Below are 23,307 nucleotides of genomic sequence, written 5' to 3' on the forward strand. Positions count from 1 at the left end.
TGCAAAGATGTCGCAGCGGCTGCGGCTGTTATCGTGACCGCAACGGCGCTTCGAAAAGGAATCCCCCGTGAAATCCCTGCTGATCGTAATCCTCAACCTCTTCGCTCTCGTGGTCATGCCCGTTGCGGCCGAGGCGCAGCAATCGATCCTGCAGGACCCTGTAGCCTTCGAAAAGGACCACTTCACCAAGAGCTGCGACGGACAAGTAAGTTTCGGCGACAAATTCGCCACCCAACAGGATATCAACAACGACAAGCTGATGGATATCGTCATCAATGAAGGCGAGATCACCTGCAAGGGCGAAAAGGGACCTTACTGCACGGACGAAGGCTGCCCCTACAATTTCTATGTCCAGGTGGCCGAAGGCGGCTACCTGATGATCGCTACGGCGAAAATTTACGGCTACGATTTCATCCAGCGCTTCGGCAACATGGTGCTGGTCATGAAGATGCATCCGCGCTTCTGCGACCGCAAGGATGGCGAAGCGGTCTGCGAAATCACCGTCAGGGTGCGCGGTACCAAATTCGTTACTATTTCGCAGAAATAGGTTTCACGGCGCATCGCATCGTTAAGGTCTGGACACGTCATTACGGCCCTGGATACAGCGCCGAGGTGCGGCCGACGACGTAATAGCCGACCAAACCGACCCATTCGCGCAATCCCGTCGCCAGCAGCTGCGCATTGCGCGAGGGCTGGGTGAAATCGAGGCCGAGCGTTTCCTTGCCGGTGCTGCGATAATCGACTGGCCATGGGACGACATCGATACCCTGCTTACGAAAAATGCCCATCGAGCGCGGCATATGGAAGCCGGAAGTGATCAACAGGCAATCCGAAAGACCGTTCTGCGCGAGCAGCTGCTTCGTGTTAACGGCATTTTCGAAGGTCGTGCGCGAGGTCTTATCCTCAACCAGGCGACTTGTTGGAATGCCGAGCGCGGTGAAGAAGCGCTCGGAAATCACGGCATCGCCCTCATAGGTGCCGCCGATCGAACCATCACCACCTGAGATCACGATGCGCGCCTGCGGATATTTCTGCGCGAGACGCAGCGCTTCGATCAGGCGATCGCCGGCCGAATCGAGTTCGTAGCCGCCCCGCACCGTCGTCACCTCGTTCTGCGTCGCGCCGCCGAGAACGATCATGCATTTGAAATCGGCGGGATCGGCCGCGGGATGCGGAAAGCGCTCTTCCAGCGTTTGAACAACATAGGCACCGGCCGTCGTATAGAGCGACACGAACAGGATCAGCGCCGACAAGAGCGCCGAGGTGATGACGGTCGCGCGCCAGCGCAGCAGAGCGGCGATGAATGCCAGCAGGACAAACACAAAGGCCAGCGACAGCGGCTGACCGAAGATCCAGACAAGTTTCGAAAAAACGAACACGGCACATCCTTACGCTTGTCGGCAAAACGATTCGTTTTATTCCCTAGCAGATTTTTGTGCGCCGCAATGTGGCTATTTCATCCGCGGCTCTGCCGGGCCGCCACCGTCAGCCGTTGGCCGAAGCGACGCTGCAGCGGGCGTGGGATAAAGAGAGTGATAAGCGCGAGTACGAGCGCGACCATCGAAACCAGCCAGAGCGCGTGTGCGCCAAAGGAGCCGGCCAGAAGCGCGCCGATAGTGGCGCCCGATATCATGCCGCTCCAGGGCACAATCTGCACCCTCCAGGCAAGATCCCGGTCACCGAGCAGAAAGCGGCCGATGCCGCGGCCGAAGCGCGAGAGCGCGCCGGTAACGTAAGTGAGGCCGATCGGCAGGCCTTCTATATGCTCGACCGTGGCGTTGACCATGCCCATGGCGAGCACCACGAGATAAAACTGCACGAGAATCAGAGACGGCACGGCAAAACCTGCGGCCGCCGCCAGAAGGATGCTGACGCAGGCGAGCACGACAAAAGCCCGCCGCTCCGCTGCGTGGGCAATAACGATGCCGAGTGCATTGCCGGCAATGAACGTCAGAATGGCGGAAAACAGCACCGCCGCATGGCCGAAATCTCCCGTCCCCAGCGCAATCGCCGCCCGCGTCGTGTTCCCAGTCATGAAGGACACGAAATTCCCCGTCAGCATCAGCCCGACCGCATCGGTCATGCCGGCGAGGAAAGCAATGGATGCAACAAGCAAAAGCCCCGTCACGGTACGACGGGTCTTGATGAGATGACGGCGGCGCTGTCTTGTCATGGGCGATTCAGGGTGGGTTAAGGAGAAAGGGAAGCTAGCATGAAGTTGGGCGAATGCGGAGAATGGATTAAATTATCGATACGCTGAAATAGGCGGGGTTATTTAGAGCAGCCGCTTCTTTGCAAATGCTCAGCCGGAATGAGACTTCAGATAGGCCTCAAATTCAAGAGCTCGGTATTTGTCGGGAAAGGCAGAATACCAGAGGAGAGCCCACGGCATGAACTTTGCGGTGTGGGTCGATTTACCAGCATTGTGGTCGGCAAGCCGCTGCCTAAGGTCCGAAGTCGATCCGGTATATTGCTGGTCGGGAAAATCTGCGCTTTGAAGGATGTAAACATATCACATCCGCATCTCGATCAATTGGCATCCGGTGATTCGCGTGCAAACTCTACATGCAATGGAGCGTGTCTTTGTATCGGGAAATGTTTTTCGGAGATTTCAGCCCGTCGTCGCCCAGCGGGCTTTGCCGGGCACTGCTTCAGCCTAACGCCTTCCCGCGGCCGCGCCACGCGAAGCCCGTAAGGGCGAAGCGTGGTGGAGCTAAGCGGGATCGAACCGCTGACCTCTTGCATGCCATGCAAGCGCTCTCCCAGCTGAGCTATAGCCCCATCAAGATGGTGCCGTTTGACCGGCCCTGGGTCCCTTCCGAGCGCTTCGCCCGTCGGGGTGGCGGCTTATTACTTGTGGTTTTCACAGATAGCAAGCCGAAAAATTCGGCCCGGGAAATTTTTTCGTTTACCGGGCCGATTGTCTTTCAGATCAGACGTCGTCTTCGTCGCCGGTGACGCCGATGATGTCGCTCATGTCGTCATCGTCTTCATCTTCGTCGGCTTCGAGGAAGGTATCGTCGTCATCGTCGCCGATTTCGACATCGTCATCGCCGATATCCGGAATGTCGTCGCCGCCGGCAGCGTCGTCGGCATCCTCGAGCGAAACCAGTTCGACTTCCGTGTTTTCGGTATCGACTTCGGCTACTTCGTCCTCTTCCGGAACTTCCTTGGAAGCGGAGGTTTCTTCGAAGAAGGACAAGGGCCAGGACTTGCCGGTATAGGGCGAGACCACCGGATCCCGGTTCAGGTCATAGAACTTCTTGCCGGTATCTGGGTCGGTACGTTTTGTTCCAAGTTCCGCTTTCGCCACTGTCAAAGCCTCATGAATGGCCGAATGGAAATTCGGCAATGCCGGGGAAGCCGGCGTTTTAAGGGAAATATCAGCCGGTCCCCTTAATCGTTGCGGCCGTTTCTGTCAAAGCTAAAGTTCATGCCGCTTTGCATGGGGTTTAGTATAATGAGCAACCGGCCTTTGCCGAAGGGCTGTGCGATGCCGGAGGGCGGCAAGGGAATGCTCACCCGGAAATAGGCACTGCCCCCGGGCGCGCCGAGCCATGGACAGTGAAAAAATATGCCGCCGGACTACATCGCGACGCTGATGAAAGGTATCGTCGGCATCGAAATCGACATCGAGACGATTGACGGCAAATGGAAGGTGAGCCAGAACCGGCCGCTGCTGAGCGACAGGGCGTGGCAGAAGGCTTTCGGCGATCGATCGCTTGGAGGCCGCGGAAATGGCCGATCGGGTGCGTCGCTACAGCAAATCACGAAAGACCGGGTAGGGACGGAAGAAGACATGATCATCGCCATCGACGGACCAGCGGCTGCCGGCAAGGGAACTCTGGCACGCCGGATCGCCGAGGCCTATGGCTATCATCACCTCGATACCGGCCTCACCTACCGCGCGACCGCCAAGGCACTGCTCGATGCGGGACTGCCACTCGACGACGAAGCGATTGCCGAAGGAATGGCGCGCAAGGTCGATCTGGCCGGGCTCGACCGGACCATTCTATCCCGGCACGAGATCGGCGAGGCCGCATCGAAGATCGCCGTCATGCCGGCCGTGCGCAGGGCTCTGGTCGAAGCGCAGCGGCGCTTTTCCGAAAAGAAGCCGGGCGCGGTGCTCGACGGTCGCGATATCGGAACCGTGGTCTGCCCCGATGCGCCAATAAAACTTTATGTGACGGCTTCGGCCGAAGTCCGGGCCAAGCGGCGCTACGAGGAAATCGTCGACGCCGGCGGCATTGCCGATTACGGCGCCATTTTCGAGGATGTGAAACGGCGCGACGAGCGCGATATGGGCCGCACAGACAGCCCCTTGAAACCAGCTGAAGACGCGTACTTGCTAGATACCTCAGAAATGAGTATAGAAGCGGCGTTTCAGACGGCAAAATCGATCATCGATGCCGCTCTGAGCCGAAATGCCTGAAAATTTTGAGCGGTCTTGCGTGCCTTGCGCCGGAAACCGCCGATTTCAAGATAGCCTGACATTCCGTCCAAGCGCCGGATAGCTTCCCAAAGGGAGGCGGACTGGGGTCAGGCCTGTTCAACGCGAACCACCGGCGCGTCAGTGTCCAGATTGCATAATAAGGACACGCCAGGAGATTTTATGTCTGTAACTTCCCCCTCTCGCGAAGATTTCGCGGCCCTTCTCGAAGAATCCTTTGCCAAGAACGATCTGGCTGAAGGCTACGTCACCAAGGGCATCATCACCGCCATCGAAAAGGATGTCGCCGTTGTAGACGTCGGCCTCAAGGTCGAAGGCCGCATCGCGCTGAAGGAATTCGGTGCACGCGCCAAGGACGGCACGCTCAAGGTTGGCGATGAAGTCGAAGTCTATGTCGAGCGTATTGAAAACGCGCTTGGCGAAGCCGTTCTGTCGCGCGAAAAGGCTCGCCGCGAAGAAAGCTGGATCAAGCTCGAAGCCAAGTTCGAAGCTGGCGAGCGCGTTGAAGGCGTCATCTTCAACCAGGTCAAGGGTGGCTTCACCGTCGATCTCGACGGCGCTATCGCCTTCCTGCCGCGTTCGCAGGTCGACATCCGTCCGATCCGCGACGTGACCCCGCTGATGCACAACCCGCAGCCCTTCGAAATCCTCAAGATGGACAAGCGCCGCGGCAACATCGTCGTTTCGCGTCGTACGGTTCTGGAAGAGTCCCGTGCCGAACAGCGTTCTGAAATCGTTCAGAACCTCGAAGAAGGCCAGGTTGTTGACGGCGTCGTCAAGAACATCACCGATTACGGTGCGTTCGTTGACCTCGGCGGCATCGACGGCCTGCTGCACGTCACCGACATGGCATGGCGCCGTGTGAACCATCCGTCGGAAATCCTGTCCATCGGCCAGCAGGTCAAGGTACAGATCATCCGCATCAACCAGGAAACCCACCGTATCTCGCTCGGCATGAAGCAGCTCGAGAGCGATCCGTGGGATGGCATCCAGGCCAAGTATCCGGAAGGCAAGAAGATCTCGGGTACCGTCACGAACATCACCGACTACGGTGCGTTCGTCGAGCTGGAGCCGGGCATCGAAGGCCTGATCCACATCTCGGAAATGTCCTGGACCAAGAAGAACGTTCACCCCGGCAAGATCCTGTCCACGAGCCAGGAAGTCGAAGTCGTCGTTCTCGAAGTCGATCCGACCAAGCGTCGTATCTCTCTCGGCCTGAAGCAGACGCTGGAAAACCCGTGGGCAGCATTCGCCCGCAACCATCCGGCTGGCACCGAAGTCGAAGGCGAAGTCAAGAACAAGACCGAATTCGGCCTGTTCATCGGCCTCGACGGCGATGTGGACGGCATGGTTCACCTCTCCGACCTCGACTGGAACCGTCCGGGCGAGCAGGTCATCGAAGAGTACAACAAGGGTGACGTCGTCAAGGCTGTCGTTCTCGACGTCGACGTCGAGAAGGAACGCATTTCGCTCGGCATCAAGCAGCTCGGCAAGGATGCGGTCGGCGAAGCAGCCGCTTCCGGCGACCTGCGCAAGAATGCAGTCGTTTCCTGCGAAGTCATCGCAGTCAACGACGGCGGCATCGAAGTGAAGCTCGTCAACCACGAAGACATCACCTCGTTCATCCGCCGCGCCGATCTGTCGCGTGACCGTGACGAACAGCGTCCGGAGCGTTTCTCGGTTGGTCAGGTTGTCGACGCCCGCGTCACCAACTTCTCCAAGAAGGACCGCAAGATCATGCTGTCCATCAAGGCTCTGGAAATCGCAGAAGAGAAGGAAGCCGTTGCTCAGTTCGGTTCTTCCGACTCGGGCGCTTCGCTTGGCGACATCCTGGGTGCGGCTCTGAAGAACCGCAACGCCGAATAATTTTCGGTAGAAGCCTGGAACAAAAGACCCGCCGGATCGCTCCGGCGGGTTTTTCTTTGTCCACCACGCGGTTGCCCGTGCCACCTGTCCGTTGCGAGGTCGCCTATTCCCAGGTCACCATGCGCCGATAGAAATCGAAGGCATGGTCGTGCAGCGGGTCACGCAGAGGCTGCGGCAGGGCAGCGAGCTCCGGCCGGATACGATCGCTTGGCAGTGCGGTTGATTCCGCTTCGTCGGATGCCTCCTCTGCTGCCTGCATCGGTGGCTCCTCCGCTTGGGCCTGCTCTTCATCCTGACCTTGCGGGTTCTCCTCGTCCTGAGTTTGCCCGCTCTCCTCATCGCCGATGGGATCGACGCGATCGAGCAATTTCGATTCGCTGTTCTTATCGGGAGTGTCGACCGGCAGATAATTCGCCACGACGAAGGGAACGCCGAACGGGAGGGGAGCCGGCATTACCGTCTGCTCCGCGGCCTCATAGGCTGCAATCGACACGGCGGACGGTGCCTGCAATGCCAGCTTGCCGGAAGAGAGTGAGGCAGCAGCAGGCGCTTCAGGCTGTACCGCCAATGACACCGGCATGGCCACCGCTGCGACCGGGCTCTTGGCACCTTCATTGACGGCCGGCGGCTGCGTCGACGATGCCTGCGCCGCGGTATTGCCGGTCAGCGCCTGGGCGATGATCTTCTCGACGGAAGACGTGGGATTGTTGATAATCTGCAGAAGGTCGGTATTGGTCTCCATCACGGGCGGACTGATGACGACCTGCAGGCCCTGTTTGATATCGGCTTCTATCTGCTGGATAACGCGCGGCACTGGCGGCGGCGTTAGCGGCGACCGAATCAGCGCGACTTCGGTCGGGAGCTCGGCTTCGGCGGCGAGCGCGGTCAGCAGCACGCTCGCAGTCAAATCATCGACAAGGGAAGCGAGCGCGGAAGGCTGGGCAGTGGCAGCCGCAGCAGCAGTGCTGCCGGCAGGCGCGATTTGCGGGGCAGCCGCGGTACCGTTTTGTGCAACCGTCTGCGCTTGAGCGGTCTGGGCAACAGCCGGCGCGGATTGAGATTGTACGGAAATGCCCGATTGCGGCGTCGGCTGTGTCGCGGGTCCTGGCTGTGCGGCAGACTGAGTCGTCGCTGGTGTAGTCGCCGGAGGCGCAGATGTCGATATGGCTGAAGCCGGTTCTTCTGCGGCAGCGGCAAGCGCCGTTGACAGCGCGGCCAGATCGGCCGCCTTCTGCATCGGGGCTGATACAGGTGCTTGGGACGCTGGCGTTCGCGCTTCGCCGGCATTCTGGCCATAGGAATTGACGACCGCTTTCAGCACAGCATCCGGCTGGGCGACCGACGCCTGCTCCAAGCTGAGGGCCAGCTGCACCGCCTGCGGGCTTTCCGGATTCTCCAATGCCGCTGCCAGAAGCGGCAAGGGGACCGGCGTCCTCATCTGCGCGTCCATCCGCTGCTGCGCGGCGGCGAGTTGCGGCGGCGTCAGGCTGCGGATTGCAGCGGCAACGCGCTGCGCATAGGCGGTATTGCTTTCACCCGGCTCACGGGAAACATTCACCGCCTTGCTGGCAGCATCGATCGCGGAGAGCAGGCTGTCGAGCATACGTTCGCGAGCCGCGACCAGCAGCATGTTCAGCTTGCCCTCGACGCTGGCATTGACCGCACTCGACAGAACGGCGACCGGCGTCGCCGTCGTCTGAAGCCCGGAGGTTTCAGCCGTCGCAGCAATCGGCTTCTCAACGGACACACCCACAGGGGACACGGCACCAACGGGAAGCAACATGACATGCTCCTTTGTCTGGCAAGGCGACGATGGAGGTGGGGAAGCAGGTTTAATCGAGGTCCGCTCATGCGGCCTGTGGATTTCCTAGCGCCGAATGACCGAATTGGCGAGGCGCGAACGCGCAGAACTGGAAATCTCCCGCAAAATAGCAGTCTAGTCCTTAACAGATCACTAAATAAAAGGGCCGGCGCCACTTCCACGACACCGGCCTCTTGGATTTCGCCCTGCAAGCGAAGCGATTAGCTATGCGCGAAGATATCCGCCTCTTCCCAGCCAAGGAGGTCGAGCTTGGCTCGGGTAGGAAGGAAGGCGAAGCAATCATCGGCATAGTCCATTCGACCGTCGCGCAGCAGGCGCTGCGTCAGCTTCTCGCGCAGCGCGTGGAGATAAAGCACGTCCGAGGCGGCATATTCGAGCTGTGCCGGCGACAGCGTTTCCGCCGCCCAGTCCGACGATTGCTGGGCTTTGGAGATATCGACCTCGAGCATCTCCTTGAGATTGTCCTTCAGGCCGTGACGGTCGGTATAGGTACGGCAGAGGCGAGAGGCGATCTTGGTGCAGAAGACCGGCGTCGTGGTGACACCGAACGTATGAAAGAGGACGGCGATGTCGAAGCGGCCGTAATGAAAGATCTTCTGACGCGCAGGATCGGCGAGCATGGTAACGAGATTGGGCGCCTGCTTCTGGCCGGCGGCGATGCGGATGATATCGGCCGTTCCATCGCCGGGCGAAAGCTGCACGAGGCAAAGTCGGTCACGGCGCGGAACGAGGCCGAGGGTTTCGGTATCGATGGCAATGGCGCCGGTATAGCGGGCGGCATCCTCAGTGGAAATATCGCCTTCGTGATAGCGGATGGTGGCAGCCATGAGATTCTCCCGGCTCTGTCCTTCTGAATTCGCGTTTCGTCCGTTCTATATAACGGAGAAGATGAGAACCATACCGGCCCGGTCAAAATGTCGGCGGCGTATTGATCCAGAGCAATATGGTCTCACCATCATGGCGGTTGCGCCAGGAATGATAACGGCGACTTTCGAAATAAAGGGAATCACCCGGCAGGAGATCGAAGAATTGATCGCTGTCGAGCACCAGCTCCAGGCGACCGGCGAGAACGTGGATGAATTCCTCTCCCTCGTGTCGATAGGCGCCTTCGCTCGTCGCGCCAGGCGCGAGCACGAAACGATGGCAATCCATCATCGTCCTGCCTTCGGCGAGCAGCTGGACGGTGACGCCCGGTGTCGTTGCCGGCCAGGCACGCCATTCGCCGGATCGGACGAGCACGGAAGCATCTTCGCGCTCCTCGCCCGAAAGGCGCGACACCGTGGTTCCGTAGTATTCCGCGAGGTCATGCAGCGTCTTGAAGCTGACACCCTGCGAGGTGCGTTCCAGGGTCGAGAGCGTCGACGACGTCATGCCCATGTCGGCGGAAACCTGCTCCAGCGTCTTGCCGGCGGCATGGCGCAGCGACCGGAGCCTGCGGCCGATATCCGAGGAGGCCGGTTGCTCGCCATTCTCCAGGCTAGCCGGGCCACCCTCTTCCATCTCCAGTGCCTCGCGAATGGCAGCCGGATTGAGACCGCGCTCCGCCCGAAACCATGCAATGCGCTTCAGCCGCGCCACGTCTTCTGCGCTATACTGACGGTGCCCAGTCTCTGAGCGGAAGGGGACGACAAGCCCCTGGCTTTCCCATAACCGCAGCGTGGAAGCCGATACGCCGGCAAGACGCGCCGCTTCCGCCACCTTATAGCGCACCGGATATCGCTCCGGCTCGATGCTGCTCATTTGCCAATATCCCTGATTTTCCTTTTTCGATCCGTTTAGCACGGATGATGCGACTTAGCGCGCCCTAAAGGAAAGCGGCAACCTCCCGCCGCCTTCGGCTCATTCTTGTCTCCCTTACAAAATCCCGCTTGAAATCCTACAGGAAAAATGTAGGAATTTTACAGATAGCTTGCAGAAGTTCTGCAAGATAATTCGCACGCACTTTCTGGGAGCCACTGCAATGACTTTGACCGAGCGGAAGAACGCCGCCATTTCCCGCGGCGTCGGCATGACAACGCAGATCTACGCCGATCGTGCCGAAAATGCTGAGATCTGGGATAAGGAAGGCAATCGCTATATCGATTTCGCTTCCGGCATCGCCGTGGTGAACACAGGCCATCGCCATCCTCGCGTCATTGCTGCCGTCAAGGAACAGCTCGATCGTTTCACGCATACCTGCCACCAGGTCGTGCCCTATGAGAGCTATGTGCATCTCGCCGAGCGGCTGAATGCGATCGTCCCCGGCGATTTCACGAAGAAGACGATTTTCGTGACGACGGGTGCGGAAGCGGTTGAAAATGCCGTCAAGATCGCCCGCGCCGCCACCGGCCGCTCCGCCATCATCGCCTTTGGCGGCGGTTTCCACGGCCGCACCTTCATGGGCATGGCGCTGACCGGCAAGGTGGCGCCTTATAAGATCGGCTTTGGCCCGATGCCGGGCGATGTCTTCCATGCGCCCTTCCCCGTGCCGCTGCACGGCATCAGCGTCGAGCAGTCGCTGGCGACGCTGAAGAAGCTTTTTTCCGCCGATGTCGACCCGCAGCGCGTGGCCGCGATCATTCTCGAGCCCGTTCAGGGCGAAGGCGGTTTCTATCCGGCGCCCTCAGCCTTCATGAAGGCGCTGCGCGAGATCTGCGACCAGCACGGCATTCTCCTGATAGCCGATGAGGTTCAGACCGGCTTTGCGCGCACTGGCAAGATGTTTGCAATGGATCACCATGAGGTGGCGGCCGATCTCGTCACCATGGCGAAGAGCCTTGCCGGCGGCTTCCCGCTCGCCGCCGTCACCGGTCGCGCCGAGATCATGGATGCTCCCAGGCCGGGCGGCCTCGGCGGCACCTATGGCGGCAATCCGCTCGGCATCGCCGCAGCCCATGCCGTGCTGGACGTCATCGCCGATGAAGGCTTGTGCGACCGCGCCAACCAACTCGGCTCGCGCCTGAAACAACGGCTGGAATCGCTGCGTGACAAGGTGCCCGAGATCGCTGATATCCGCGGTCCTGGCTTCATGAATGCGGTCGAATTCAACGATGCGGCGACGAAGCTGCCGAGCGCGGATTTCGCCAACAAGGTGCGGCTGACCGCGCTCGACAAGGGGCTGATCCTGTTAACCTGCGGTGTTTACGGCAACGTCATCCGGTTCTTGTCGCCAATCACCATTCAGGACGGCGTGTTCAACGAAGCGCTCGACATTCTTGAGGCATCGCTGATCGAGGCGAGCGTCTCGCATTAATTAAGCCGACCCGCGTATTTCCCTTATCCGTCCGTGCAGCCTGCCGGGCGAAATCTATCGGAGTGCATAGCATGTCCTTTACAACGGCAATGACAAAGCATGTTCCCTTCTCGTCGCGCCTACTACGCGCCGCCGGCTATATCAACGGCGCCTGGACGGGCGGCGGGGCGACGAAGACCTTCGATGTCATCAATCCCGCGACCGGCGAAGTGCTTGCCTCACTGCCCGATATGGGTGCCGCCGAGACAACCGCTGCCATCGACGCCGCCCATATCGCCCAGGTCGCCTGGGCCGCTCGCCCGGCCAAGGAACGGGCCGCAATCCTACGCAAATGGTTCGATCTCATGATCGCCAACGCCGATGAGCTGGCGGCGATCCTGACCGCCGAAATGGGCAAGCCCCTGCCGGAAGCCAGAGGCGAGATCCTCTACGCCGCCTCCTACGTCGAATGGTATGCGGAAGAGGCCAAGCGCATCTATGGCGAAACCATTCCCGCGCCGTCCAACGACAAGCGCATGGTCGTCATCAAGCAGCCGGTCGGCGTCGTCGGCACCATCACGCCCTGGAATTTCCCGGCGGCCATGATCGCTCGCAAGATCGCGCCGGCGCTTGCCGTCGGTTGCACCGTCGTCTCGAAGCCTGCCGAGCAGACGCCGCTGACGGCGATCGCGCTTGCTGTGCTTGCCGAAGAGGCGGGCGTTCCCGCCGGCGTGCTCAACATCATCGTCGGCCTCGATGGCCCGGCAATCGGTCGCGAGCTTTGCGGCAATGCGAAGGTGCGCAAGATCAGCTTCACCGGCTCGACCGAAGTCGGTCGCATCCTGATGCGCCAGTGCGCCGACCAGATCAAGAAGGTCAGCCTCGAGCTTGGCGGCAATGCGCCCTTCATCGTCTTCAATGATGCCGATCTCGACGCCGCCGTCGAAGGTGCGATGGCTTCAAAATATCGTAACGCCGGTCAGACCTGCGTCTGCGCCAACCGCATCTATGTGCAATCCAACGTCTATGACGCCTTTGCCGCCAAGCTTGCCGCGAAGGTGGGCGAACTTTCCGTGGGTGACGGCTTCAAGCCGGGCGTAACCGTGGGGCCGCTGATCGACGAACAAGGCGTCGCCAAGGCCGAAGACCATGTTCGGGATGCCGTTTCGAAGGGTGCTCGCGTCGTACTCGGCGGCAAGCGCATCGAAGGTGCCGGCACCTTCTTTGCACCGACCATCCTGACGGGCGTCGACCGAAACATGAAGGTCGCCCGCGAGGAAACCTTCGGTCCGGTTGCACCGCTTTTCCGCTTCGACACTGTCGAGGATGTCATCGCACAGGCTAACGATACGGAATTCGGCCTCGCGGCCTATTTCTTCGCCGGCGACCTGAAGAAAGTCTGGCGTGTGGCGGAAGCGCTGGAATATGGCATGGTCGGCATCAATACCGGCCTGATGTCATCGGAAACGGCACCCTTCGGCGGCATCAAGCAATCCGGCCTCGGCCGCGAAGGCTCGCGCCATGGTGCCGATGACTATCTGGAAATGAAGTATCTCTGCATCGGCAATCTGTAGCCAGCTATCAGGTTGAGGTGATATGAATGCGGCCCTGCCACAGGCGGGCCGCACTCAGCCGGTCGCTGTAAAAGGCGCCAGTATCGAGATTGAGCCTGAGACCGTTGACTTCCGCCCGCTGGACCGGTGTGTGGCCGTGGATAATCAACTTCGGCAGCGGTTGTGCGCTGTCGTAGAAGCGGGAGCGGATGAAGACGAGGTCGTCGTCTTGCTGGTCGGCAATCGACCGATCCGGATCGATGCCGGCATGAACAAACAGTGCATCTGGCGTATCCAGCAGGATCGGCAGGCGACGCAGGAAATTAACGTGATCGTCGGGCAACCAGGTGCGGATGAACGTATCGAGCTTCTTCCGCTTGGGATATAGCTGCTGAAGGCGAGGGATATCCACGCCATAGGAGGCGAGCGTCGCATCCCCGCCGAGCGCCACCCAATCCTCGAGCGATATCTCACCGTCGATATAGGACAGCATCGCCATCTCATGATTGCCGGTCAGGCAGATGCGGTCGAAACCGTTCGGCGGCGGCGCCATCAAGCGGCTGACGACCTGCGCCGACGCCGGACCGCGATCGATGAAATCCCCCAGCATGATGATGAGCTTGCGGCCGGGGAGCCCAGCCGCATCGGCAAAGATCTTGCGCTCCAGTGCGCTCAGAAGATCGTAACGGCCGTGGACATCGCCGATGACGTAGGTAGGCATATCGAGATCTTCGAGCCACTCCCGGTGCCGACGATGAGCGAAGCCATTGGCCATTTTTTCGCGTATCCTGGACGCCGCCATAAAACTGCCTTTCGAGCGCACACTTCGGAACGCCTCAACCGTGTCTGCAAAAAGGACTCAAAAATGACGATTCTTTGCCAAAAAGGCAGAAATCATCGCCGATGATGGTTCCAGCAGCAAGGCCGAGCCCTCGGCACCAACCCCGCCTTGCGGCAAAGCGTCCCGAACGACGCTCTTATGCACGGAGAAAGTTGACAGTGCGTATCCGCACTCCTATCGCGCTAGCCAAGCTGGCGCGAGAAATTCCCGCCGTTCAACCCGAGAAAGACATGGATGTCGGAAGCTTCGGCATATTGGCTGCCGGATTTGCTATCGCAAACGACATGCCCCGAACTGGAACGTCCCATTCATGGCGCCTGTAAACTTATCGTGAAGCCGTAATGGATCCGACAACAGCGCTCCAACTCTGCCGCTTCCTGCATGATGCATCCCTGATGTTTCTATGGGGCGCCTGCGCCTATCTCTCGTTCCTGGTACCAGGAGCACTTGCCGACATCGTTTGGCGCATGGTTGCAAAGCCGTTCCTGCTGATTGCTGCGCTTGCCATTTCAACAGTGTTGGCCGCGCTACCGGTGACGACGGCGATTATCGGCAACGGTTGGAGCGAAGCCCTCGATGTCGGCATGATCCGTGACGTGGTCTTCCAAACCACGGTCGGGGTTGCCTGGCAGGCGCAGGCGCTGGCGACTATCGTGATGGTTTTCGCCTTGCTACTGCCCGAGAACCGGCGCCGCCATGGGCTGGCCCTGGGTGCCGGCCTCGGGCTTGCCTCGCTGTCACTGACCGGGCATGCCTCGATGCTGGAAGGCTGGCTAAAGCAGGCGCACCGGGTTAGCGATATCTTGCATGTGCTCGTCGGCGGCGGCTGGCTGGGTGCGCTGGTGGCGCTTATCCCTATCCTCAAGCTTCTCAGCCGGCCGGAATGCAGGGCCGAGGCACAAGCGGCGCTGCGCCGGTTCTCCAATGCCGGTCACGTTGCGGTCGCGCTCGTCATCCTCTCCGGTATCATCAATACGCTGCTGATCCTGAAACGGCTGCCGACGGACTTGTCTTCGCCCTACCAGAAACTGCTTGCCATCAAGATCGCGCTGGTCGGCGTCATGGCGATGCTGGCCATCATCAACCGCTACGTCTTCGTTCCCTGGATCGGCCGCAAGCCGGCGCGCGCTCTGCTGGCCCTCCGGCTTGGAAGCATCGCCGAGATCGTCATCGGCATTGTCGTCATCGCGCTTGTCGCCGTCTTTGGCACGATGGAGCCAGTCTAGAGCCGTTTCGCTTTTCTTCGAATCGCGAAATGCTCTATCTCTTTGTTTTTACGCAATTCCTGACGGAAAACCGCTCCGCACTTTTCCTGGAATTGCTCTAACCGCCGAGCGATTTCACAACAGCGCGAACGGCTGCCGGATCTTGCGTCGTCGGCTTATATTCCAGACCCACCCTGCCGCGATAGCCTTGGCCGTACAGCCAATCCAGTCGCTTCGCCAGATCGATATGGCCGCTGCCGGGATCGTTGCGGCCGGGATGATCGGCAACATGGAGATGGACGATGCGGTCGATGCGATCGCCGATCACCTGCTGCGTGTCCTCGCCCATGACGGCAGAATGATAGAGATCGTAGACGATGCCCACTTCCGGGCGGTCCACCTCATCGACGATATCGAGGCCTTCCATGGTCGAGGACAGATAGTAGCCGGCATGGTCTATCCTCGTGTTCAGTGGCTCGAGGCCGAGCCGAACGCCGGACCCCTCGAGAATACCGGCGCCGGCGCTGAGGGCAGCGACGATGGCTGCCCGCTGCTCGGTGCGGGAAAATTCCGGCAGATCATCACCGGCTTGCGCGATCAGAACTGGCGCCCCGAGACGCTGGGCGATAGCAACGGACTTTCGCAGCCCCTTGAGCCAGCTCTCTTTGTTTGCCGGATTCGTCAGCGCGATCATCGGCTCCGCGACGATGCCGGACACCGCAATTCCAGTCTCGGCGACTGCAGCTACGATCGCGTCCAGATCCTTGTTGGTCCAGTGCCAGAACTCGACCGCATCGAAGCCGGCCGCATGCGCCAGCCAGATACGATCGGCAAAAACATCGCCATCGCGCGCAAACAACCACTCGATACAAGCTGAAAACCGCCGCATGAGATTCTCCTCCCTCATCGGTCAGGAGCAATGCGCGAGATCATGCGTGACCGCAAGCCTCTCTAGCGATGATATTGCTGCGACGGTCGCGGCATTGAAGGTTTGAGGGCCTCTACTTTCACTGCGGAAAGCACGCGCATATCGCGCCGGAAATCGGAGGGCGTCATCCCGGCAATATGGCGGAAGGATTTGTTGAAAGCGCTGATCGAGCCGAAGCCACTGTCCATGGCGACCTGCAGAACATTGGCGCCATCGCGCATCAGCATCGCCTGCGCCCGCGAAAGCCGCAGCAGGCTCACATATTTCGCCAGCGTCATGCCGGTGGATTTCTTGAAGAGGTTCATGGCGTATTTTGGATGAAGATTCGCCGCCTTGGCGATATCCACCGTATCGATGTCATGCAGGAAATTTTCGGCAATGAAATCGCACATGCGCGCCAAGCTGCGCGAGGATTGCGGATGAGCTTGGTCATTCACCGGATTCGCCGGCTTTTCCGGAACCATGCGATAGGGCTCAAAGGCGATGCGCTCCAGACGCAGGAGGAGTTCCGCAACGGCATGTTCGGCCTTGGCACCGTCTTCGGACATGACATAACGGTGCCATCGCGCGAAGTTTTCATCATCGGCGGTATCCGTCGCCGAGCTTATCAATGTCTGTCCGCGAATGAGGCGGCCCGAGATATCGAGCGGCAGCCGCAGTCGAAAAAAATGGACGAGCGGTAGATGCGCGCCGGCATAGATCGAATCCTCTGACAGTTCGTCCAGCTGATGCGGCTGACCACCCCAGAAGAGGCAGATCTCACCGGCTCGCAAAGTAAGCTCGTGATCGCCGATGCGATAGTGCACGGTTCCGCGGACGATGTAATTGACTTCCACCTGTGCGTGCCAATGCGGCTTTGCCATCGGCAACGGGTGGTTATGAAACATCTGCAGGACGTTTGGGAGCCCTTCGACACTGCTCGCACCCGGCTGATAAACTGCCCGTTGACCCACCTTACTTTTCGCCAAGTCGATGTTCCCTTTTTAGGAGACAGAAGCGTACCGGCGGATAGTTTAAGCGTGTTCTACTGAGGACGGCAATTGAAAAGGGAGGATTTTCAATGCGTTTAAAACTTGCTGGAGCGACGGCACTTGCTGCCCTGCTTGCTTCCGGTTCTGCCTTTGCTGAGCAAACCACCATCACAGTCTGGAGCTGGAATATCGCCGCGTCGGCGCTGAAGTCGACGGTCGAGGGATTCAATAAGAAAAATCCCGACATCAAGGTCGAGGTGCAAGACATCGGCAACCCAGGCGTCTTCGACAAGATGCTGGCTGCCTGCGCTGCCGGCGGCGATGGCCTGCCCGATGTCATGTCGATCGAAAACCACAAGGCTTCGATCTTCTGGAACCGCTTTCCGGACTGCCTGACCGATCTCACGAAGCTTGGCTATAACGACCAACTGAAGAAGCAGTTCCCGAATTTCAAGCGCGCCGAGCTTGAAGTCGGCGATGCCGCCTACGCCATGCCGTGGGATTCCGGCCCGGTCACCATGTTCTATCGCCGCGACATGTATGAAAAGGCAGGCGTCGATCCGGCAACGATCAAGACCTGGGACGATTTCATCGCCGCTGGCAAGAAAATCTCCGCCGCCAATCCTGGTGTCGTGATGACGCAGGCCGATCTCAACGGCGACACCGAATGGTTCCGCATGCTCGCCAACGAACAGGGTTGCGGTTATTTTTCGGGTGACAGCCAGAGCATCACTGTCAACCAGCCCGGCTGCGTCAAGGCACTGGACAAGGTAAAAGAAATCAAAGACGCGGGGCTGATGACCGCGGCGAACTGGAACGAGAAGATCCAGGCGAACACGGCAAGCAAGGTGGCCTCGCAGCTCTATGGTGGTTGGTATGAAGGCACTGTCCGCTCCACCTCGCCGGATCTTGCCGGCAAATGGGGCGTCTACCCGATGCCGAGCATGACGGCCGACGGCCCGCACGCAGCCAATCTTGGCGGCTCGTCGCTCGCAATCGCCAGCGGATCCAAGCACAAGGAAGCCGCTTGGAAGTTTCTCGAATACACGCTTGGCACCAATGAGGGTCAGGTGACTATGCTGAAATCCTTCGGCCTTGTTCCATCGCTGCTGACGGCGGTCCAGGATCCCTTCGTCAACCAGCCGCAGCCCTATTGGGGCGGGCAAAAGGTCTGGGCCGATATTCTTGCCACCCTGCCGAAAATCAACCCAAGCCCGGGCACGCAGTATTTCAGTGATGCCGATGAGGTCATAAAGGCTGTCCAGACGAAATATCTCGCTGGCGGCTATCCGAATGGCAAGGCCGCGCTCGACGATGCAGCTCAGCAGATCGCTTCGGCGACGGGTCTGCCGCTCGCGAAATGAGCGACACTACCGGGCGTGCCTCCCAAGCCGCGCCCGGCATCCCCGCCGCTCTAAAATCAAAGACGTAGAGCGTGACGTCGTCGGAAAACCGCCTACACTTTTCGGCGTCACGCTCTAGGAGCGGCGGGGATGTGATGTCACGCATCATTTTCCTGCGCTAAAGGAGAAGGCTTTCATGCGGTTGCGAAACCGGAGCGCCTATGCGTTCCTTGCACCCTATCTTCTGGTATTCGCCGCGTTCTGGGTCTGGCCGATCATCGATTCGTTCCTGATTTCGTTCCAGAATACCCGGGTTAATCCCTGGACCTTCAATCTGTCGCTCAATTGGGGGCGGCTGTTCGGCGATCCGGCATTCTACAACGCGCTCGAAAATACGCTGATCATCCTGATCGTTCAGGTGCCTGTCATGATCACGCTCGCCACTGTCATGGCGGTGCTGCTGAATTCGCCGCTGTTGAAGGCGCGTGGCATTTTTCGCTTTGCTTTCTTCGCGCCTGTCGTTGTTGGCGAAGTGGCCTATGCAGCCGTCTTCCGCCTGATGTTCAATGTCGACTTCGGCATCATCAACAAGCTGCTCGGCGGCGTGGGCATTGCGCCGATATCGTGGTTTGCCGACTCGCATGCCGCCATGGTCCTTATCATCATCGCGGTGACCTGGCGCTGGGCCGGGTACAACGCCATCATCATCTTGTCGGGGCTGCAATCGATCCCCGAAGATGTTTACGAGGCCGCGACCCTCGACCGCGTCAGCCGCTTCAAGCAGTTCATCCACATCACCCTGCCGCTCCTGAAGCCGATCATCCTCTTCTGCGTCGTCCTGTCTGTCATCGGCACCATGCAGCTCTTCACCGAACCGTATCTGATCACCAACAGAGGCGGCCCTGGCGGTGGGACGGAAACGCTCGGCCTGCTGCTCTATCGCCAGGCTTTCCAGTCGACCAACTTCGGCTACGCCTCCGCGATCGCCTATACGATGGCGGCGCTTGCGGTAGCCATCTCTCTTCTCAATCTCTGGGTGGGGCGCGAACCGAAATGAAATCAAAGTCCAAATCCACTCTGATCCGCTCGATCGCCTTGCACGGCCTGCTGGCGCCGCTCGCCATCATCTGGCTGTTTCCGATCTGGATGATGTTCGTCTTCTCGACCATGCCCGATTACGGCATTTTCAGCCCCGGCATCGTCCTGACACCGTCGACTGGTTTCATGGACAACTTCCGGAACCTGCAGGCCGACACCAACTTCGTCGGCGCGATGACGATCTCCATCGTCGTTGCCATCGTCTACACTTTCCTGTCGGTGCTGCTGACATCGATGGCCGGCTGGGCGCTGGCGCGCTATCAGTTCGCCGGCCGCGCGGGAGTCATCGGCATCATCCTCGGCACCATCACGCTGCCCTACTCCGTCGTCATCATTCCGCAATTCATCATGGTGGCGCGTGATTTCGGGCTGGCGAACACATGGGTTGCGCTGATTGTGCCGCCGCTCTTCAATTCGCTCGGCGTGCTGTTCATGCGTCAGGCCTTCTCGATGATGCCGGGCGAACTCTTTGACGCCGCCCGCGTTGAGGGCGTCAAGGAATGGCAGATCTTCCTGCGCATCGCCCTGCCGCTTGCAAGGCCGACGATGGCGGCACTCGCCATCATCCTGTTCCTGGCCTCCTGGAACAACTACCTCTGGCCGCTGCTCATCAACTCCCGGCCTGGAATGATGACCGCACCCGTGGCACTTGGAACGCTGATCGGCCTCACCAGGGTCTCCTGGGGCGGCATCATGGCTGGTGCCGTGATGCTGACGGCGCCGATCCTCATCATCTTCGTTCTCCTGCAACGCCACTTCATCGCCGGCATTGCCGCCGGCGCAATCAAATAATTCCGGGAGACCCGTATGGCTGAACTGTCTCTTACCAATATCGTCAAACGCTACGGTTCGCTGGAAATCATCCACGGCGCCAATCTCGAGGTGAAGGACGGCGAATTCGTCGTCTTCGTCGGGCCGTCCGGATGCGGCAAGTCCACACTGCTGCGCATGATCGCCGGGCTCGAGGATATTTCCGGCGGCGAACTGAAGATCGGCGGCCGCGTCGTCAATGATGTGGAACCAGCCGATCGCGGCATCGCCATGGTCTTCCAGTCCTATGCCCTCTACCCGCACCTGACCGTCGAGCAGAACCTCAATTTCGGGCTGCGGATGAACGGCAATCCGAAGGCCGACACCGACCGCCGCGTCAAACAGGCGGCCGAGATCCTGCAGATCACGGAGCTGATGCAGCGCCGGCCGAAGCAGCTTTCCGGCGGCCAGCGTCAGCGCGTCGCCATCGGCCGCGCCATCGTTCGCGAACCGCAGATCTTCCTGTTTGACGAGCCGCTCTCAAACCTCGACGCCGAACTGCGCGTACAGATGCGCGTGGAAATCTCGCGCCTTCACAAGAAGCTCGGCACGACGATGATCTACGTCACCCACGACCAGACCGAGGCGATGACGCTCGCCGACAAGATCGTCGTGCTGCGCGGCGGCAACATCGAGCAGGTCGGCGCGCCGCTCGATCTCTATGATGACCCGGCCAACCAGTTCGTCGCGGGCTTCGTCGGCTCGCCGAAAATGAACTTCCTGCAGGCCGAGGTCGCAGACAATCAGCAGGGCCGCATCGCCGTCGTGCTCAAGGGCCAGCGCAATGTCCGCCTCACATTGCCGATCACCTCGGCAAAGCTGGAGGTCGGGCAGCAGGTGACGCTCGGAGTCCGCCCTGAACATTTCCTCGAGGCCGGACGGGGTGATGTGGACATGACCGTCGATGTCGACGTCGCAGAGCATCTCGGCAATACCAGCTACATCTACGCCAATGTCGACGGCGGCGAGCAGATCGTCATCGAGCGCGAGGAATCCCGCAACACGGGCAACCGCGACAAGCTCACCGTGGCGCTTTCCGCCGCCAAGACATTCCTGTTCGACGGCGCCGGCAACCGATTGCGATAGGCGCTGCCCATTCTCCCAAGACAGCATGCAGATTTAGAAAGGATCGTTCCATGACTACTAAGACACAAATCCGCTGGGGCATCATCGGCCCCGGCAGGATCGCACAGACTTTTGCCGATGGTATCGCCCATTCCCGCAGCGGTAAGCTGGTGGCGATCGCCAGCCGCAACCCGGACAAGCCGGGCCTCGGTGACGGTTTCCCAGGCGCACGCATCGTCAATGGGTATGAAGCCCTCCTCGCCGACAAGGAGATCGACGCCGTCTATATCGCCACGCCGCATACCGGCCATGCCGAATGGGCGATCAAAGCAATCCGCGCCGGCAAGCATGTACTCGTCGAAAAGCCGATAGCGCTTTCCGCCTTCGATGCGGAGGCCATCTATTATGAGGCCAAGAAAGCCGGTGTCTTCGCTGGCGAAGCCTTCATGTATCGTGTCCATCCGCAGACGGCGAAGCTGATCGAGCTCGTAAAAAGCGGCGTGATCGGTGAGCTGCGCATCATCCGCACCTCCTTCGGTTTCAACATGGGCAAGGTCAATCCAGAGCATCGGCTGTTTGCCAATGAGATGGCCGGTGGCGGCATTCTCGATGTCGGCGGCTATCCGGTCTCGATGGCCCGGCTGATCGCCGGCGCGGTCGACGGCAAGCCGTTCCTCGATCCGGAAAAGGTGTCGGGCGTCGGCCATCTCGGCCAGACCGGCGTCGACGAATGGGCTTCGGCCGTGCTGAAGTTCCCGAACGACATCATTGCCGAAGTGTCCTGCTCCATCATGGCGAACCAGGACAACACGCTGCGCATCATCGGCTCCGAAGGCCGTATCGAAGTCAAGGACTTCTGGTTTGCCTCCGGTCACAAGGGCGGTGTCGGCAAGATCGACGTCATCAAGGGCGGCGAGACCCAGACGATCGAGGTCAAGGAAGATCGCTGGCTCTATTCCTTCGAAGTCGATGGGGCCGGCGATGCCATCTGCGCCGGGCAAAAGGAATTCGCCTATCCCGGCATCAGCTGGGCCGATTCGATCGGAAACCTCAAGGTGCTCGACCAATGGCGCGCTTCGATCGGCCTTGAATATAGCGTCGAGAAAGCAGCGAAGCGCACGAAGAACATTGCTGGCGCGACCGTCATTAAAGGCAACAGCATTCCGAAGCGCAGTATTCCCGGCATATCCAAGCCGGCATCGCTGGTCACGCTCGGCTTCGAATTCTTCCCGAATTTCGCAGCCGCCTCGCTAACGCTCGACGCCTTCTATGAAGCCGGCGGCAATGCCTTCGACACGGCTTATGTCTATGGCGGCGGCAAAACGGAGAGCATCTTCGGCGACTGGCACACCAGCCGCAACGTGCCGCGCGAGGAGATCGTGCTGATCGGCAAGGGTGCCCATTCGCCGCTCTGCTATCCGGATGTGATCGCCAAGCAGCTCGACCAATCCCTCAACCGCCTGAAGACCGACTATGTCGACATCTACTTCATGCACCGCGACAATACCGACGTTCCGGTCGGCGAGTTCGTCGATGCCATGGATGCCGAGGTGAAGGCCGGCCGCATCCGCGGCATCTTCGGCGGCTCGAACTGGACGCGCGCTCGCTTCGACGAGGCGATCGCCTATGCCGAGAAGAACGGCAAGACGGCACCGGCGGCCCTTTCCAACAACTTCTCGCTTGCGGAAATGCTCGACCCGATCTGGGCCGGCTGCATCGCCGCCTCGGACGATGAGTGGAAGACGTGGCTCAATGCCAAGCAGATCCCGAACTTCGCCTGGTCGAGCCAGGGGCGCGGCTTCTTTACCGACCGCGCCGGCCGCGACAAGCGCGACGACGAGGAATTGGTCCGCGTCTGGTATTCCGACCGCAATTTCGGTCGCCGTGATCGGGCGATCGAACTGGCGCAGAAGCTCGGCCGCAACCCGATCCACATCGCGCTGGCCTATGTCGTCGCGCAACCCTTCCCTGTAATACCGCTGATCGGCCCGCGCACGATCGCCGAGCTGGAAGACAGCCTTTCGGCGCTCGATATCAAACTGACGCCGGAACAGGTGAAGTGGCTCGAGGGCTGAAATAGGTCTGGCGCCTTCAAACAGCGCTGAAACAAAAAGCCCATCCGGGAAACCGGATGGGCTTTTATG

Annotated in this window: 22 protein-coding genes and 1 tRNA gene; 11 read left to right on the forward strand and 12 right to left on the reverse strand. The window is 60.0% G+C overall.

Annotated features, from left to right (window positions below):
* The first annotated feature begins 67 nt into the window (after nucleotides 1-67).
* Entirely contained in the window at nucleotides 68-547 is a 480-nt protein-coding gene (locus ACYJRZ_RS28605) for a hypothetical protein (protein ID WP_459464419.1), read from the forward strand.
* A gap of 40 nt (nucleotides 548-587) precedes the next feature.
* Here ACYJRZ_RS28605 and ACYJRZ_RS28610 read toward each other — a convergent pair whose 3' ends face one another.
* From ACYJRZ_RS28610 to ACYJRZ_RS28630, 5 genes are all read right to left on the reverse strand, one after another.
* Nucleotides 588-1,379: a YdcF family protein gene (locus ACYJRZ_RS28610; RefSeq protein WP_459464421.1), complete on the reverse strand. Its 792-nt coding sequence runs from the start codon at nucleotides 1,377-1,379 to the stop codon at nucleotides 588-590.
* A gap of 77 nt (nucleotides 1,380-1,456) precedes the next feature.
* Nucleotides 1,457-2,173: a YoaK family protein gene (locus tag ACYJRZ_RS28615; protein WP_459464423.1), complete on the reverse strand. Its 717-nt coding sequence runs from the start codon at nucleotides 2,171-2,173 to the stop codon at nucleotides 1,457-1,459.
* Nucleotides 2,174-2,302: 129 nt separating this feature from the next.
* Nucleotides 2,303-2,503 (reverse strand): GIY-YIG nuclease family protein, encoded by a 201-nt coding sequence (locus ACYJRZ_RS28620; protein ID WP_459464488.1) that lies wholly within the window; start codon nucleotides 2,501-2,503, stop codon nucleotides 2,303-2,305.
* A gap of 202 nt (nucleotides 2,504-2,705) precedes the next feature.
* A tRNA-Ala gene (locus ACYJRZ_RS28625) sits at nucleotides 2,706-2,781 on the reverse strand.
* Between the two features lie 151 nt (nucleotides 2,782-2,932).
* Nucleotides 2,933-3,313: a TIGR02300 family protein gene (locus tag ACYJRZ_RS28630; protein WP_095436113.1), complete on the reverse strand. Its 381-nt coding sequence runs from the start codon at nucleotides 3,311-3,313 to the stop codon at nucleotides 2,933-2,935.
* Between the two features lie 486 nt (nucleotides 3,314-3,799).
* Here ACYJRZ_RS28630 and cmk point away from each other — a divergent pair, with 486 nt between their 5' ends.
* Nucleotides 3,800-4,432: a (d)CMP kinase gene (gene cmk, locus ACYJRZ_RS28635; RefSeq protein ID WP_459464490.1), complete on the forward strand. Its 633-nt coding sequence runs from the start codon at nucleotides 3,800-3,802 to the stop codon at nucleotides 4,430-4,432.
* Nucleotides 4,433-4,612: 180 nt separating this feature from the next.
* On the forward strand, nucleotides 4,613-6,316 hold the full coding sequence (gene rpsA / locus ACYJRZ_RS28640) for a 30S ribosomal protein S1 (RefSeq protein ID WP_092720370.1): 1,704 nt from the start codon (nucleotides 4,613-4,615) through the stop codon (nucleotides 6,314-6,316).
* 103 nt (nucleotides 6,317-6,419) lie between these two features.
* On the opposite strand, the gene ACYJRZ_RS28645 is transcribed toward rpsA, so the two are convergent.
* The 3 genes from ACYJRZ_RS28645 to ACYJRZ_RS28655 all read right to left on the reverse strand — a co-directional run bounded on the left by ACYJRZ_RS28645 (nucleotide 6,420) and on the right by ACYJRZ_RS28655 (nucleotide 9,878).
* A complete protein-coding gene (locus tag ACYJRZ_RS28645) occupies nucleotides 6,420-8,099 on the reverse strand; it encodes a hypothetical protein (RefSeq protein WP_459464425.1) in 1,680 nt (559 codons plus the stop codon).
* Nucleotides 8,100-8,338: 239 nt separating this feature from the next.
* On the reverse strand, nucleotides 8,339-8,965 hold the full coding sequence (locus ACYJRZ_RS28650; RefSeq protein ID WP_459464427.1) for a ribonuclease D: 627 nt from the start codon (nucleotides 8,963-8,965) through the stop codon (nucleotides 8,339-8,341).
* Between the two features lie 82 nt (nucleotides 8,966-9,047).
* Nucleotides 9,048-9,878: a MerR family transcriptional regulator gene (locus ACYJRZ_RS28655; protein WP_459464429.1), complete on the reverse strand. Its 831-nt coding sequence runs from the start codon at nucleotides 9,876-9,878 to the stop codon at nucleotides 9,048-9,050.
* A gap of 220 nt (nucleotides 9,879-10,098) precedes the next feature.
* Between ACYJRZ_RS28655 and ACYJRZ_RS28660 the strand changes: the two genes are divergently transcribed.
* Nucleotides 10,099-11,370, forward strand: a complete 1,272-nt coding sequence (locus ACYJRZ_RS28660) for a 4-aminobutyrate--2-oxoglutarate transaminase (RefSeq protein WP_459464431.1) — start codon at nucleotides 10,099-10,101, stop codon at nucleotides 11,368-11,370.
* A 71-nt stretch (nucleotides 11,371-11,441) separates the two neighbouring features.
* Nucleotides 11,442-12,923 carry an NAD-dependent succinate-semialdehyde dehydrogenase gene (locus ACYJRZ_RS28665; protein WP_459464433.1) on the forward strand — a complete coding sequence of 494 codons (1,482 nt, stop codon included), beginning with the start codon at nucleotides 11,442-11,444 and terminating at the stop codon, nucleotides 12,921-12,923.
* A 7-nt stretch (nucleotides 12,924-12,930) separates the two neighbouring features.
* Here the strand turns inward: ACYJRZ_RS28665 and ACYJRZ_RS28670 are convergent, their stop codons facing one another.
* Complete coding sequence (locus ACYJRZ_RS28670) at nucleotides 12,931-13,704, reverse strand: metallophosphoesterase (RefSeq protein WP_459464435.1); 774 nt, start codon at nucleotides 13,702-13,704, stop codon at nucleotides 12,931-12,933.
* Between the two features lie 221 nt (nucleotides 13,705-13,925).
* Nucleotides 13,926-14,051 (reverse strand): hypothetical protein, encoded by a 126-nt coding sequence (locus ACYJRZ_RS28675; RefSeq protein WP_459464437.1) that lies wholly within the window; start codon nucleotides 14,049-14,051, stop codon nucleotides 13,926-13,928.
* A 33-nt stretch (nucleotides 14,052-14,084) separates the two neighbouring features.
* On the opposite strand from ACYJRZ_RS28675, the gene copD reads away from it, so the two are divergent.
* Nucleotides 14,085-14,969 carry a copper homeostasis membrane protein CopD gene (gene copD / locus ACYJRZ_RS28680; protein ID WP_459464439.1) on the forward strand — a complete coding sequence of 295 codons (885 nt, stop codon included), beginning with the start codon at nucleotides 14,085-14,087 and terminating at the stop codon, nucleotides 14,967-14,969.
* A gap of 97 nt (nucleotides 14,970-15,066) precedes the next feature.
* Here the strand turns inward: copD and ACYJRZ_RS28685 are convergent, their stop codons facing one another.
* Both ACYJRZ_RS28685 and ACYJRZ_RS28690 read right to left on the reverse strand, forming a co-directional pair.
* A complete protein-coding gene (locus ACYJRZ_RS28685; protein WP_459464441.1) occupies nucleotides 15,067-15,837 on the reverse strand; it encodes a TIM barrel protein in 771 nt (256 codons plus the stop codon).
* A 62-nt stretch (nucleotides 15,838-15,899) separates the two neighbouring features.
* Entirely contained in the window at nucleotides 15,900-16,850 is a 951-nt protein-coding gene (locus ACYJRZ_RS28690; RefSeq protein ID WP_459464492.1) for a helix-turn-helix domain-containing protein, read from the reverse strand.
* Nucleotides 16,851-16,936: 86 nt separating this feature from the next.
* Here ACYJRZ_RS28690 and ACYJRZ_RS28695 point away from each other — a divergent pair, with 86 nt between their 5' ends.
* The 5 genes from ACYJRZ_RS28695 (at nucleotide 16,937) to ACYJRZ_RS28715 (ending at nucleotide 23,238) form a co-directional block, all read left to right on the forward strand.
* Nucleotides 16,937-18,211, forward strand: coding sequence for an ABC transporter substrate-binding protein (locus tag ACYJRZ_RS28695; RefSeq protein ID WP_459464443.1), 1,275 nt, complete (start codon nucleotides 16,937-16,939; stop codon nucleotides 18,209-18,211).
* 175 nt (nucleotides 18,212-18,386) lie between these two features.
* Nucleotides 18,387-19,247 (forward strand): carbohydrate ABC transporter permease, encoded by an 861-nt coding sequence (locus tag ACYJRZ_RS28700; protein WP_459464445.1) that lies wholly within the window; start codon nucleotides 18,387-18,389, stop codon nucleotides 19,245-19,247.
* Nucleotides 19,244-20,080, forward strand: coding sequence for a carbohydrate ABC transporter permease (locus ACYJRZ_RS28705; RefSeq protein ID WP_459464447.1), 837 nt, complete (start codon nucleotides 19,244-19,246; stop codon nucleotides 20,078-20,080). The genes ACYJRZ_RS28700 and ACYJRZ_RS28705 overlap by 4 nt, the downstream gene beginning before the upstream one ends.
* Nucleotides 20,081-20,095: 15 nt before the next feature.
* Entirely contained in the window at nucleotides 20,096-21,184 is a 1,089-nt protein-coding gene (locus ACYJRZ_RS28710) for an ABC transporter ATP-binding protein (RefSeq protein ID WP_459464449.1), read from the forward strand.
* A gap of 50 nt (nucleotides 21,185-21,234) precedes the next feature.
* Entirely contained in the window at nucleotides 21,235-23,238 is a 2,004-nt protein-coding gene (locus ACYJRZ_RS28715) for an aldo/keto reductase (RefSeq protein ID WP_459464451.1), read from the forward strand.
* Nucleotides 23,239-23,307: the final 69 nt, after the last annotated feature.

It is taken from the genome of Rhizobium sp. No.120, assembly GCF_054558365.1.

Bases quoted from the DNA above. Each gene is read 5' to 3' on its own strand.
- ACYJRZ_RS28615 (WP_459464423.1), bottom strand. From the start codon at position 2,173: ATGACAAGACAGCGCCGCCGTCATCTCATCAAGACCCGTCGTACCGTG.
- cmk (WP_459464490.1), top strand. From the start codon at position 3,800: ATGATCATCGCCATCGACGGACCAGCGGCTGCCGGCAAGGGAACTCTG.
- rpsA (WP_092720370.1), top strand. From the start codon at position 4,613: ATGTCTGTAACTTCCCCCTCTCGCGAAGATTTCGCGGCCCTTCTCGAA.
- ACYJRZ_RS28645 (WP_459464425.1), bottom strand. From the start codon at position 8,099: ATGTTGCTTCCCGTTGGTGCCGTGTCCCCTGTGGGTGTGTCCGTTGAG.
- ACYJRZ_RS28650 (WP_459464427.1), bottom strand. From the start codon at position 8,965: ATGGCTGCCACCATCCGCTATCACGAAGGCGATATTTCCACTGAGGAT.
- ACYJRZ_RS28655 (WP_459464429.1), bottom strand. From the start codon at position 9,878: ATGAGCAGCATCGAGCCGGAGCGATATCCGGTGCGCTATAAGGTGGCG.
- ACYJRZ_RS28660 (WP_459464431.1), top strand. From the start codon at position 10,099: ATGACTTTGACCGAGCGGAAGAACGCCGCCATTTCCCGCGGCGTCGGC.
- ACYJRZ_RS28665 (WP_459464433.1), top strand. From the start codon at position 11,442: ATGTCCTTTACAACGGCAATGACAAAGCATGTTCCCTTCTCGTCGCGC.
- ACYJRZ_RS28670 (WP_459464435.1), bottom strand. From the start codon at position 13,704: ATGGCGGCGTCCAGGATACGCGAAAAAATGGCCAATGGCTTCGCTCAT.
- ACYJRZ_RS28675 (WP_459464437.1), bottom strand. From the start codon at position 14,051: ATGGGACGTTCCAGTTCGGGGCATGTCGTTTGCGATAGCAAATCCGGC.
- copD (WP_459464439.1), top strand. From the start codon at position 14,085: ATGGATCCGACAACAGCGCTCCAACTCTGCCGCTTCCTGCATGATGCA.
- ACYJRZ_RS28685 (WP_459464441.1), bottom strand. From the start codon at position 15,837: ATGCGGCGGTTTTCAGCTTGTATCGAGTGGTTGTTTGCGCGCGATGGC.
- ACYJRZ_RS28695 (WP_459464443.1), top strand. From the start codon at position 16,937: ATGCGTTTAAAACTTGCTGGAGCGACGGCACTTGCTGCCCTGCTTGCT.
- ACYJRZ_RS28700 (WP_459464445.1), top strand. From the start codon at position 18,387: ATGCGGTTGCGAAACCGGAGCGCCTATGCGTTCCTTGCACCCTATCTT.
- ACYJRZ_RS28705 (WP_459464447.1), top strand. From the start codon at position 19,244: ATGAAATCAAAGTCCAAATCCACTCTGATCCGCTCGATCGCCTTGCAC.
- ACYJRZ_RS28710 (WP_459464449.1), top strand. From the start codon at position 20,096: ATGGCTGAACTGTCTCTTACCAATATCGTCAAACGCTACGGTTCGCTG.
- ACYJRZ_RS28715 (WP_459464451.1), top strand. From the start codon at position 21,235: ATGACTACTAAGACACAAATCCGCTGGGGCATCATCGGCCCCGGCAGG.